This window comes from Candidatus Pantoea symbiotica (assembly GCF_056491525.1).
Genome location: NZ_JBSZHR010000002.1, coordinates 1,141,621 through 1,153,960, shown reverse-complemented (window position 1 = coordinate 1,153,960; position 12,340 = coordinate 1,141,621). Strand labels below are relative to the sequence as shown.

At 54.5% G+C, this 12,340-nt stretch carries 12 protein-coding genes; 6 read left to right on the top strand and 6 right to left on the bottom strand.

The features are described 5' to 3' along the window. The first annotated feature begins 45 nt into the window (after positions 1–45). Positions 46–309 carry a GrxA family glutaredoxin gene (locus ACXIZX_RS05905; protein WP_007887673.1) on the top strand — a complete coding sequence of 88 codons (264 nt, stop codon included), beginning with the start codon at positions 46–48 and terminating at the stop codon, positions 307–309. 33 nt (positions 310–342) lie between these two features. Here the strand turns inward: ACXIZX_RS05905 and ybjM are convergent, their stop codons facing one another. Next, positions 343–714, bottom strand: a complete 372-nt coding sequence (gene ybjM / locus ACXIZX_RS05900; RefSeq protein ID WP_479403769.1) for an inner membrane protein YbjM — start codon at positions 712–714, stop codon at positions 343–345. A 254-nt stretch (positions 715–968) separates the two neighbouring features. On the opposite strand from ybjM, the gene ACXIZX_RS05895 reads away from it, so the two are divergent. Together ACXIZX_RS05895 and ybjG are read left to right on the top strand one after the other, a co-directional pair. Continuing rightward, entirely contained in the window at positions 969–2,657 is a 1,689-nt protein-coding gene (locus ACXIZX_RS05895) for an aspartate:alanine antiporter (RefSeq protein WP_061717183.1), read from the top strand. A 352-nt stretch (positions 2,658–3,009) separates the two neighbouring features. Next, a complete protein-coding gene (gene ybjG, locus ACXIZX_RS05890) occupies positions 3,010–3,615 on the top strand; it encodes an undecaprenyl-diphosphate phosphatase (RefSeq protein WP_061717185.1) in 606 nt (201 codons plus the stop codon). A 63-nt stretch (positions 3,616–3,678) separates the two neighbouring features. On the opposite strand, the gene ACXIZX_RS05885 is transcribed toward ybjG, so the two are convergent. Then, a complete protein-coding gene (locus tag ACXIZX_RS05885; RefSeq protein WP_071531640.1) occupies positions 3,679–4,884 on the bottom strand; it encodes a serine hydrolase in 1,206 nt (401 codons plus the stop codon). A 274-nt stretch (positions 4,885–5,158) separates the two neighbouring features. Here ACXIZX_RS05885 and ACXIZX_RS05880 point away from each other — a divergent pair, with 274 nt between their 5' ends. Next, positions 5,159–5,815 carry an HAD family hydrolase gene (locus tag ACXIZX_RS05880; RefSeq protein ID WP_008102483.1) on the top strand — a complete coding sequence of 219 codons (657 nt, stop codon included), beginning with the start codon at positions 5,159–5,161 and terminating at the stop codon, positions 5,813–5,815. 1 nt (position 5,816) lies between these two features. Here ACXIZX_RS05880 and ACXIZX_RS05875 read toward each other — a convergent pair whose 3' ends face one another. The 3 genes from ACXIZX_RS05875 to ACXIZX_RS05865 all read right to left on the bottom strand — a co-directional run bounded on the left by ACXIZX_RS05875 (position 5,817) and on the right by ACXIZX_RS05865 (position 8,465). Beyond that, positions 5,817–6,950, bottom strand: a complete 1,134-nt coding sequence (locus ACXIZX_RS05875) for a PQQ-dependent sugar dehydrogenase (protein WP_179451424.1) — start codon at positions 6,948–6,950, stop codon at positions 5,817–5,819. Positions 6,951–7,054: 104 nt separating this feature from the next. Beyond that, the gene (locus ACXIZX_RS05870) at positions 7,055–7,711 is read right to left on the bottom strand and encodes a DUF3313 domain-containing protein (RefSeq protein ID WP_008102487.1); all 657 of its coding nucleotides are present in this window, start codon (positions 7,709–7,711) and stop codon (positions 7,055–7,057) included. A gap of 118 nt (positions 7,712–7,829) precedes the next feature. After that, positions 7,830–8,465 (bottom strand): carbonic anhydrase, encoded by a 636-nt coding sequence (locus tag ACXIZX_RS05865; RefSeq protein ID WP_007887698.1) that lies wholly within the window; start codon positions 8,463–8,465, stop codon positions 7,830–7,832. A 326-nt stretch (positions 8,466–8,791) separates the two neighbouring features. Between ACXIZX_RS05865 and rimO the strand changes: the two genes are divergently transcribed. Then, positions 8,792–10,117: a 30S ribosomal protein S12 methylthiotransferase RimO gene (gene rimO / locus ACXIZX_RS05860; protein ID WP_008102489.1), complete on the top strand. Its 1,326-nt coding sequence runs from the start codon at positions 8,792–8,794 to the stop codon at positions 10,115–10,117. Here the strand turns inward: rimO and ACXIZX_RS05855 are convergent. Then, positions 10,114–10,563 carry a DUF4385 domain-containing protein gene (locus ACXIZX_RS05855; protein WP_293795882.1) on the bottom strand — a complete coding sequence of 150 codons (450 nt, stop codon included), beginning with the start codon at positions 10,561–10,563 and terminating at the stop codon, positions 10,114–10,116. The two genes, rimO and ACXIZX_RS05855, sit on opposite strands and share 4 nt — an antisense overlap. A 115-nt stretch (positions 10,564–10,678) precedes the next feature. Here ACXIZX_RS05855 and ACXIZX_RS05850 point away from each other — a divergent pair, with 115 nt between their 5' ends. Then, complete coding sequence (locus ACXIZX_RS05850; RefSeq protein WP_479403768.1) at positions 10,679–12,340, top strand: methyl-accepting chemotaxis protein; 1,662 nt, start codon at positions 10,679–10,681, stop codon at positions 12,338–12,340.

Here is a 12,340-nt window from a genome sequence, read left to right as displayed (position 1 = left end):
GTGATGTGATTCTAGTCACAAAACAGCAGCGGAAGGAGAGAAGCAATGATTGCAGTGATTTTTGGCCGTTCTAGCTGCCCTTACTGCGTACGTGCGAAAGAGTTGGCCGCCAAGCTGACCAGCGAGCGCGACGATTTTAACTATCAGTACGTTGATATTCAGGCTACCGGCATTACTAAAGCCGATCTGGAAGCCCGTGCCGGCAAGCCGGTAACAACCGTGCCGCAGATTTTCCTCGACGATCAGCACATTGGTGGTTACACCGAATTCGCTGCCTGGACCAAAGAAAACCTGGGTATCGAAGCATAAGAGAACGGGCCTGCGGGCCCGTTTTTATTGGTGCTATTCGGCACGCATCGCCAGCATAATCCGCAGCAGGCGCACCAGCAGCGCACCGCACCCCGCCCAGAACAGCGCACTCAAACTCCAGGCCACAATCAACAAGCCGCTATACGTCATTGGCACTGCCAGCATCAACCACATCATGCCCAGCAGCGTACCGCCCAGCGCAACCCACAAGGTGCTGATCAGCGGACTTTCCGGCTGCAGTAGCGCCATCAAGCATCCTGGCAGTAAAAACAGCAGTAATTCTGGTTGTCCGCGCACGGCTTGTTCACTGGCGGCGGCCCAGAAATGATGTGCATAAATAAACACCAGCGTATAAAGCATCACGCCCAGAATGGATGCTGGCCAGCGATTATTGCGCTGCAACATAATTATCCTCAACTTTGACGTTAACAATTATGAAACTTTTTCTGCCCTGATGCGCACGACTGGAAATAAAAAGAAACAGCTGGAGGCGAAAGGAATGAAAACTGCCGATAGCTGAGGGTGTTAATTATGATTAGAATGACGCCGCTTTAGATTTCGGCTTGAACGCTTTTGTTGCAGGAACCTTAACGTTCGGCACAAGATAGCGAAAAAAGGTCATCTCATCAACTGGTTACAGGTTAAGAAGAAGTTAAACCGTGAACATTAACGTCGCAGAATTGTTAAGCGGAAATGACGTTCTGTTATTATTTGTCGTTTTAGCACTCGGACTCTGCTTAGGTAAATTACGCCTCGGCTCGGTCCAACTCGGTAATTCCATTGGTGTGCTGGTTGTTTCGTTGATTTTAGGTCAACAGCATTTCGCCATTAATACTGACGCATTAAGTCTTGGCTTTATGTTGTTTATTTTTTGTGTCGGCGTGGAAGCCGGACCTAACTTTTTCTCGATATTTTTCCGCGACGGTAAAAACTACTTCTTCCTGGCGATTGTCATGGTGGTCAGCGCGCTGTTAATCGCCCTGACGCTTGGCAAAGTATTCGGCTGGGATATTGGTTTAACCGCAGGCATGTTAGCCGGTTCGATGACCTCGACGCCGGTGCTGGTGGGCGCTGGCGATACGCTGCGGCAAAGCATCAGCGACAGCCATCAGCTCACGTTGATGCAGGATAATCTCAGCCTCGGTTATGCCCTCACCTATCTGGTAGGTTTAGTCAGCCTGATTTTTGGCGCACGCTATCTGCCGCGCCTGCAACATCAGGATCTACCGACCTGTGCGCAGCAAATCGCGCGTGAGCGCGGCCTCGACGCCGACAGCCAGCGCAAAGTGTTTCTGCCGGTGATTCGCGCCTATCGCGTCGGTCCGGAACTGGTGGAGTGGAGCGGCGGCAAAAACCTGCGCGAGCTGGGCATTCATCGCCAGACCGGCTGCTACATCGAGCGTCTGCGCCGCAACGGCATTCTCGCCAGCCCGGACGGTGACGCGATGCTGCAGCTGGGCGACGATATCTCGCTGGTGGGCTATCCCGATGCGCACGCGCGCCTTGATCCCAGCTTCCGTAACGGCAAAGAGGTGTTCGATCGCGACCTGCTGGATATGCGCATCGTCACCGAAGAGATCGTGGTGAAAAACCACAACGCGGTGAATAAGCGCCTGAGCCATCTCAAGCTGACCGATCACGGCTGCTTCCTCAACCGCGTGATTCGCAGCCAGATCGAGATGCCGATCGATGACAGCATTATGCTCAACAAAGGCGATGTGCTGCAGGTAAGCGGCGAAGCACGCCGCGTCAAGAGCCTTGCCGATCGCATTGGTTTTATCGCCATTCACAGCCAAATCACCGATTTGCTCGCCTTCTGCGCCTTCTTTATCGTCGGCCTGATGATCGGCATGATCACCTTCCAGTTCAGCAACTTCAGCTTTGGCATCGGTAACGCCGCCGGATTGTTGTTCGCGGGCATCATGCTCGGCTTTATGCGCGCCAACCATCCGACCTTTGGCTATATCCCGCAGGGTGCGCTGACGATGGTGAAAGAGTTTGGTTTGATGGTATTTATGGCGGGCGTTGGCCTAAGCGCGGGCAGCGGTTTGCAGCACGGTTTTGGCAGCGCCGGTGCGTTGATGCTGGTGAGTGGCTTACTGGTAAGTTTGCTGCCGGTGGTGATTTGCTATCTGTTCGGCGCTTATGTGCTGCGCATGAACCGCGCCTTGCTGTTTGGTGCCATCATGGGCGCGCGCACCTGTGCGCCGGCAATGGAGATCATCAGCGATACCGCGCGCAGCAGCATTCCAGCCTTGGGCTATGCAGGAACTTATGCGATTGCTAACGTTTTGCTGACGTTGGCCGGCACCTTGATCGTGATAATCTGGCCGCTTTTGCCATTATAAAAATATTTTCGCGCTGTCCAGAACTTTCTTTGGGGGGCGCAGTCTGAATAAGTGCCACTGCTTTTCTTTGAAATCCCCAAATTGTGGAGCCCGCCGGTCACTGACTTGCGGGTTTTTTTATGGCTTTTTCGCCAGATTGCCAAAATCCCCTTCGTCATCCTCTTGCTTCGCCCTGTTTTAATTAAACCTTCTTGCAACTTTCATCAAAGTTAAACACTCCAACAACCCGCAATAAGTTTAAGAGCGCGACTATGTACTCATAGCTGGTCCGCTTTTAGGCTATCAAACTTATTTTGCAGCCATATTTGCGCTGCTGTTTTTCGGGTAAACAAGACGAGGACAAGGAATCGTGATGGAAGCTCTGAACCACACGCTTTTTTTATGGATCAACGCCACACAGGATTCGCCGCAGTGGCTGATTAGTCTGGCGACCTTTATTGCCAAAGATGTGATTGCCATCGTGCCGCTGCTGATTGTGGCGCTGTGGCTGTGGGGACCGCGCGAACATGTGCAATCGCAACGTGCGCTGGTGTTGAAAACCGGCATGGCGCTGCTGTACGCGCTGAGTATCTCATGGTGCGTCGGCCAGCTGTTGCCGCATCCACGTCCGTTTGCCATTGGCTTCGGACATCAGTTCTTATCTCACGCCGCAGATGACTCTTATCCGAGCGATCACGGCACCACCATTTTTACCTTTGCACTGGCATTTATCTTCTGGCATCGCTTGTGGTCGGGCGTGCTGTTGCTGGTGATCGGCAGCGCCATTGCGTGGTCACGCGTCTACCTTGGCGTGCACTGGCCAATGGATATGCTGGGCGGCTTTTTGGTTGGTTTGCTGGCGTGTCTGGCGTCGCACATGGCGTGGCAACTGTATGGCGAGCGGATGCTGGCATTTACCCATCAGGTGTATCGCGCACTGTTTGCTATGCCGATAAAGAAAGGGTGGATACGTGAGTGAGGGATGAGGTCGCCATGAATGGCGACCCTACTAAACGGTGCGCTTGATGCGCACCGTTTTTTATTAACTAAACCACTTACCGAACCAGCCGTGGAATTTCATCATAATGAAATCCCAAATCCGGCCAATAAAGCCACCTTCCGGCACCGCTTCCATCGCCACCAGCGGGCGTTGTTCAATGGTTTTACCATCCAGTTGGAAATCAATGGTTCCCACCACCTGATTCTTCTCCAGCGGCGCTTCCAGCTGCGGTGAGTTCAGGGTAAAGCTGGCCTTGAGGTTTTTCATCTGCCCTTTCGGCACAGTGATCGCAGCATCTTTTGCTACACCGAGATTCACCTGGCTATGATCGCCAAACCATACGCGCTGCTGCGCAAACGGCTTGTCGGCCTTAATCGGCGTCACGGTTTCATAGAAACGGAAGCCCCACGTCAGCAGCTTCTCGCTTTCACGGAAACGCGTGGCATCGGTTGCCGCGCCGAGCACCACGGAAATCAGGCGCATATCACCTTCGGTTGCCGAGGCCACCAGATTGTTGCCCGCGCCGGAGGTGTGACCGGTTTTAATACCATCCACCTTCAGATTAGTGCTCCACAGCAGACGGTTACGGTTCATCTGCTTGATCTTATTAAAGGTGAACTCTTTTTCGCTGTTGATCGCATACTCTTCCGGCACATCGCTGATCAGGCGCTGGCCGATAATCGCCATATCACGCGCGGTGCTGTATTGCCCTTCGGCGTCCAGGCCGTGCACCGTCATAAAGTGGGTGTTTTGCAGGCCAAAGGCTTTGACGTAGTTGTTCATCAACCCGATAAACGAATCCTGGCTGCCCGCGACATAATCAGCCAATGCGATACAAGCGTCGTTGCCAGATTGAATCACCACGCCTTTATTCAGTTCAGAGACCGGAATGCGATCGCCAGGCTTGAGGAACATCAGCGATGAACCGCGCAGTTTGGGATTGCCGGTGGCCCACGCATCCTGACCAATGGTGACCATGTCATCGTTGGTTATCTTGCCCGATTTCAGCGCCTGGCCGACCACATAGCTGGTCATCATTTTGGTCAAACTGGCGGGATCGAGGCGCTGATCGGCATTGGATTCCGCCAGCACTTTGCCGCTGTTGTAATCCATTAAGATCCAGGCTTTGGCGTCTATCTGCGGAGCGGCTGGAGCTTGTTCTGCCAGCGTTGAAATAGGAATGAAAAGTAATAATAGTGACGATGCAGCCAGCGGCCGCCATGCAGTAGCGAAGGTGTTTTTTCTCATGAGGATGACCAGATTGTCCTTGTTAAATCTTGGTTTTTTGCAGATAAGACGTGTCTCATCCCACGCTAACGGTTCAGGCCAGCGAAAAAAACCGTCCAATCGTAAAGTTTTATAGAGTTTATTAGAGTAACCCTGGCACCAACCGTGCAGCGCCGCCACTTTTGCCCATCTGACTATTGAAAAATTTTGCGTGTAATTCCGATTTTTCGCAGAACGGTTAAGCCAGTCACAAATTTCCGCTAACCTGAATTCAGTCAGCCTGAGGAGAGCCGCGATGGACTTAGCCATTTTCGATTTGGACGAAACCCTGATTTGTGAAGACAGCACCAGCCTGTGGCTGCGCTGGTTGGTTTCACAGGGCTTTGCCCCCGAAGAGATCATCCAGCAAGAGAAAATTCTGATGGAAAAATATCACACCGGTACGTTATCGATTGAAGAGTATATGAACACCACGCTGGCGCCACTCGCCGGTATGGCCACCATGACCGTGGAAGGCTGGGTACGCCGCTTTATCCATCGCGACATCATGCCGCGCGTGTTCCCCGCCGCCCGCGAGCGTATTGAGTGGCATCAGCAGCGCGGCGACACGGTAATGATCATCACCGCCAGCGGCGATCATCTTGCTGTTCCCATCGCCGAGCGCCTTGGTGTTCACGGCGCACTGGCTATTGGCGTTGAAGTGGTGGATGAACGCTACAGCGGGCAAACTTACGGCACCATGACCTATCGTGAAGGCAAAGTGACGCGCCTCAGCGACTGGAAAGCGTTACAGCAGGACCAACGCTTTGAACGCACCTGGGCTTACAGCGATTCAATGAATGATTTACCGCTGCTGGCGCATGCCGACCATGCATGGGTGGTGAATCCCAATCCGCTGCTGCTGCAGGAAGCACAGCAGCGCGGATGGGAAGTGTGTAACTGGGCACGCTAAGTTAACCGCGTGGGGCGCTGGCGGCGTCTGGCAGCCCCACTTTCAGCAGCTTGCCGTTGGACTCATCGGTTAGCACATAGAGATAACCATCCGGGCCTTGTCGTACATCACGAATACGCTCGCCACGATCTTCCAGTAAGCGCTGCTCCTCCACCACTTTCTCGCCATTCACCTGCAAGCGAATCAAACTCTTCTCCTTCAGCGCGCCGATAAACAGTGAGTTTTTCCACTGCGGGAAGCGCGCGCTGTTATAGAAAGCCATGCCGCTGATGGCGGGCGAGACTTTCCAGTAGTGCAGCGGTTGCTCGGTACCTTCGACTTCACTGCCTTTCGCTTCCGGCACTTTCTCTCCGCTGTAATCAATGCCGTAAGTTGCCAGCGGCCAGCCGTAATTTTTGCCCTTCTCCGGGATGTTTACCTCATCGCCGCCGCGCGGGCCGTGTTCGCTTTCCCACATTTGCTGCGTCCACGGATTGAGCGCCAGCCCTTGCGGATTGCGCATGCCGTAAGACCAGATTTCAGCGCGCGCGCCCTGGCGATCGACAAACGGATTGTCCGGCGGGATTTCACCGTCTTTGGTCAGACGCACGATTTTGCCGGAGAGCTTATCCAGCTGCTGCGCGCTGCTGCTGGCGAAGTTGTCACCGAAGGCGATATAGAGAAAGCCCTGACGATCAAACGCCAGTCGCGTGCCGATATTGGCGCCACCCGACAGCTTCGGCGTTTGCTCCAGCACCACTTTAAAGTCGCTCAGCTGGCGGTTGTCATCGCCTAATCGGCCATAACCCACCACGCCACCGGCGCGGCCGCTGGCATCGGCGGTGGTGTAGCTGAGCCACACGCGGCGGCTTTGGGCAAAGTCCGGCGCCAGCACCACATCCAGCAAGCCGCCCTGACGATTCGCCCACACCTTCGGCACGCCGCCGATCGGTTGCGACAGGCCTTTGCCCGGCTGCCAGCTGCGCAGCTGGCCGGATCGTTCAGTGATTAACAGCGTTTGATTGTCGGGCAGAAAAGCCACGGACCACGGATGATCGAGCTTGTCCTGCAGCACCTGAACCTGCACATCGGCAGCGAATAACGGTAAGGACGTGCTTAAAGCGCCAAACAGCAGCGCGGCGGGCAGTAAACGCATGGCATTCTCCTTTATCACGGTCTGCCGTTAAGGGTAGTCAGCGCGTGACAAAGGATGTGCAGGATTTACAAAACATTAAGCCCGGCACACGGCCGGGCACAGGTTCACGGCACGGAGAACGCCAACGTGTCGCGCACCATCTCATCAATGCCTGGACGGAGATCGGTGAGGGTAATTGGCGTGTTGTTATTCGGTAAGGTTTTGCCGAAGGCTTTACGCACCACTTTAATCATCGGCTTACCGGTTTGAGCATCCACTGCTTCGATTTCGAGGAACAGCGAACTCTCTTGCGTGCGGTGCCCGGTGGCCGCCATGGTGCTGGCAACAACGGCGGCAATCGGCACCACTTCGTAGAACTGCACGCCTTCATTTTCTGCCGATACCGCCGTAATCGCCGCTTTCACCAGCAACGTACGCGGGCCTTTGGTGGTCACCAGCGGTTTGCGTTCAGAAATCGCCCGCTTCAGCTGGCTATCGGTGTAACTGCGCACCTCATCCAGCGTTTGCTGGCTGATACGTGCAGTCGGGTGCGCCGCCGGATAATAGACCACCGGCGTGTATACCACGCCTCGATAATCAGCATCGTGATAATCGGGAGAGATCCAGCGCAGCGTCGGTTTACCGCTTGGCGATTGGGTCGATTGCAGCTGACTGTAATCGCCGAGAAAACCGGAATATTGTTTTTTGTCGGCCACATGAGAGGTACAACCCGCGGCCAGCAGCGCCAGCGTTAACACGGGAACACAAAGGGGAAATCGCATGAGAGAGCCCTTATCAGAGGTAATTGCTTCTCAAGTGTAGAAGTTGGTTTTCAGCGCGGGAGGAAATATTAGCGAAATGCGAGGAAAAACCACCTGCATTGCAGGTGGTTAGGCGGAATTACTCGAAGCAGGTTTCCGGGTTTTCCGACAGTGAAATAAAGGATTCACCGCCTTTGGTCAGCGCAATGATGCCACCGCTCTCAATATCATAAACCCACCCGTGCAGGCGCACTTTGCCTTTACGCAGCGCGACCGCCACAGAAGGGTGTGTTTTGATATTGTGCAGCTGCGCGATCACGTTCTCTTTCACCATTTCGTTGAGACGTTTCTCAACCGAATCGTAGTTGCGCTCTTCCACCACCGCTTTCGCCGCGTTGGCGTAGTGCAACCAGTGATCAACCGCTGGCATGGTTTCCAGATCGGCATTGGAAGCAATCGCGTTCATGGCACCGCAGTTGGAGTGACCACAAATAATAATTTCGGTCACGCCCAGCGCCACTACTGCGTACTCAATGGTGGCGGACACGCCGCCCGGCTCTGGACCAAAAGGTGGCACGATATTACCGGCGTTACGGATCACGAACAGCTGACCCGGCTCCGACTGCGTCACCAGCTCTGGCACCAGACGGCTGTCTGAGCAAGAGATAAACAGGGCTTTGGGATTTTGGTTGGATGCCAAACTTTTGAAAAGATCCTTCCTTTCAGGGAACACATTCTGTTGAAAATTCAGAAAACCTTTGACGATCTCTTGCATATGTCTGCTCTCACATTATCCACTTCTGCCCTGGCAGTGAGGATTCACTATCAGTGCGATTTGAAATTTTCAGTGAAGATAAGTACTTACCTTTACCGACCCAACATTTAAGCAAAACACGTCAGCTTACACAACTCGGATCACGTTCGCAGACGAGCAACTCAGGCGCGGCGCTTAATGAGAGCGCGCGTCGCTCACTGAGTTAAGCATATCTACAGCACATTGGTTGTCGATAAGGAGATTCTTACACAGCCTATACATTTTCCTCTGCAACCTCTGTACAATCGCCCCCCTATCCACACTAATTATGATGAATTTTTAACCTTATGAGCCAAGTCAAAAATCCACCGCGCGTGGGGTTCGTCTCCCTCGGCTGTCCGAAAAACCTCGTCGACTCTGAACGCATCCTGACGGAACTGCGTACCGAAGGCTATGACGTGGTGCCACGCTACGATGATGCAGAGATCGTCATCGTTAACACCTGTGGATTTATTGATAGCGCCGTACAGGAATCACTGGAAGCGATTGGTGAAGCGCTGAACGAGAACGGCAAAGTGATCGTCACCGGCTGCCTCGGCGCCAAAGTGGATCAGATCCGCGAAGTGCATCCAAAAGTGCTGGAGATCACTGGCCCGCACAGCTACGAGCAGGTTCTGTCGCACGTGCACACCTATGTGCCTAAGCCGGAGCACAACCCGTTCCTCAGCCTGGTGCCGGAGCAAGGTGTCAAACTGACGCCGCGCCATTACGCCTACCTGAAAATTTCCGAAGGCTGCAACCATCGCTGCACATTCTGCATCATTCCATCGATGCGTGGCGATCTGGATAGCCGTCCAATCGGTTCGGTACTCGACGAAGCGAAACGTCTGGTCGAAGCCGGCGTGAAAGAGCTGCTGGTGATCTCACAAGACACCTCCGCTTACGGCGTGGATGTCAAACATCGCACCGGTTTCTGGAACGGATCGCCAGTGAAAACCAGCATGGTGAGCCTGTGCGAGCAGTTAGCCAAACTCGGCGTGTGGGTGCGTCTGCACTACGTTTATCCGTATCCGCATGTGGATGACGTTATTCCGCTGATGGCCGAAGGCAAGATTCTGCCGTACCTCGATATTCCGCTGCAGCACGCCAGCCCGCGCATCCTCAAGCTGATGAAGCGTCCAGGCGCGGTAGAGCGTACGCTGGAGCGCATTAAGCGCTGGCGTGAAATCTGCCCAGAGCTGACGCTGCGTTCAACCTTTATCGTCGGCTTCCCCGGTGAAACCGAAGAAGATTTCCAGATGCTGCTCGACTTCCTGCAGGAAGCGCGCCTCGATCGCGTTGGCTGCTTCCAGTACAGCCCGGTAGATGGCGCAACCGCCAACCAGTTGCCGGATCAGGTACCGGATGACGTGAAGCAGGATCGTTTTGATCGCTTCATGCAGCTGCAGCAGAAGATCTCCAGCGAACGTCTGCAGGAGAAAATCGGCCGCGAAGTGCTGGTGCTGATTGATGAAGTCGACGAAGAAGGCGCGGTAGGCCGCAGCATGGCTGATGCGCCGGAAATCGATGGCGCGGTCTATCTGAACGGCGATCGTCAGGTGAAAGTCGGTGATGTGGTACGCGTTAAAGTCGAACACGCCGACGAATACGATCTGTGGGGCACGCGCGTTTAACCATACTTTTGCTGGTGCGCACGTTTGCGCGCCAGATAGTCAGTATCCGCACGCAGTTTATCCCAGCACGCTTTGAAAACGGCCGCCGCAGCGGCCTTTTCTTTTTCTGTGGTGCGCGGCAATTCGTTGCCCGCCTCGTCATATTTCCGCCCGCCCTGATGATTGCTGTAGCGGCGCGCACGCGTGTACCCCATCTGAATATATTTGCGCGCCATGTCCATGCCGACAAAATCGTCCTGCGCGCGATACGTTTCAAACAATTGCATGATCTGTTGTGAAGACTGCTTTGCCAGCTCGACGGTGCGAAAACGCCAGTGCGGCAGAATCTCACTTTTGTAAGGTTCGACCATCAACACGCCCTGCTCGCCGCGCCCCACCTGATACAGCTCTGGCTGCTGGCGAAAATCGATGTGCTTGAAATCCTGCTCGTAATTAAACGCTTTCATCTGTTTTTTCCCGCCTCTCATCATCCCGTGACGTAATTATTTCCCGCTGGCACTTAAGCGATTTGCTTTTATACCGATAACTTCAATATCAGCCTACTTCCTCAGAGACGCACCTATGTTTAAACGAATGAAAATTGTGACGGCCATCATGATGATATTGGTGGTTTTCACCGCGATGCAGGCGATTTCCGGCTCGCTGTTTTTATCATCACTGATTACCGGACAGCATAATTTCACCACCAGCAATCAGCTGTCCCATCAGCAACGGGAGCTGGCCGATGGCTGGCAAACGCTGGTGAAAACCCGCGTGATTATCAACCGCGTCGCCATTCGTATCCTGAAAAAACAGACGGATGAAGCGTCAGTCGCCGCCATCAACAAACTGCTGATCAGCGCAAGTGCGTCACTGGATGAAGCAAAGCAACATTACGATCTCTACAAGAGCATGCCGCACATTGCCGGACAAAGCGCGGGCTCAGCCAGTGTAGTTGACACTAAGTTTGCTGCCTTCGCTGATTTGTTGAAACAGTCGGCGACGTTCCTGAAAGCCAATGATTACGCCTCCTATGGAAATCTTGATGCCCAGCAGGCGCAGGATGACCTGGAAGCGGCCTATAAACAGTGGCGTGAACATAACGTGCAATTGTTAACGGAGCGCAGTGCAGACTACGACAGCGCCTACCAGCATATGTTGGTGATGATGGCCGTAATGGCTGTGGTTGTGTTGCTGCTGCTGGTTGCCGTGTGGATTCTGGTGCGTCGCATTCTGCTGGCACCAATGAAGCAGGTGCAGCAACAGATGGAGCGCTTCGCCGACGGCGATCTCTCCGCCAGTTTGCAGGTGGAAGGCCGCAGCGAAATGGCGTCGATTGCCGCCAGCCTCAACCACATGCAGCAGTCGCTGCTCAGCACCATCAACAATGTGCGTGATAGCGCGGATGCGATTTTTGGCAGCGCCAGCGAGATCGCCACCGGCAATAACGATCTCTCTTCACGCACCGAGCAGCAAGCGGCGTCGCTGGAAGAGACCGCTGCCAGCATGGAACAGCTGACCGCCACGGTGAAACAGAACGCCGATAACGCGCGTCAGGCGACGCAGCTGGCGAAAACTGCCTCGGAGACCGCCGATAAAGGCGGCAACGTGGTGGATGGCGTGGTGAAAACCATGCGCGATATCGCCGACAGCTCAAAGAAAATCGCCGATATCACCAGCGTGATTGATGGCATCGCTTTCCAGACCAACATCCTTGCGCTCAACGCAGCGGTAGAAGCGGCGCGTGCCGGTGAACAAGGGCGCGGTTTTGCCGTGGTGGCAGGCGAAGTGCGCAATCTGGCACAGCGCAGCGCCCAGGCGGCGAAAGAGATCAAACTGCTGATTGAGAATTCCGTGCAGCGCGTCAACACCGGTTCACAACAGGTGAGCAGCGCCGGTGAAACCATGCAGGAGATCGTTAGCGCCGTCACCCGCGTCACCGATATCATGGGCGAGATTGCTTCGGCATCTGATGAGCAGAGTCGCGGCATCGACCAGATTGGTCAGGCGGTGAACGAGATGGATCGCGTCACACAGCAGAACGCCACGCTGGTGCAGGAATCGGCTAATGCGTCGGCGTCGCTGGAACAACAGGCCAGCAGCCTCTCTTCTGCGGTGGCCCGCTTCAAAACCGGCGCTCGCCAGGCCGCTGCGCCGCTGGCGAAAGTGGTGAAACCGGTGATGACGCCAACCCGCGCCGCACCTGCCGCCGCGCACAGTAATGACAATTGGGAAACGTTTTAA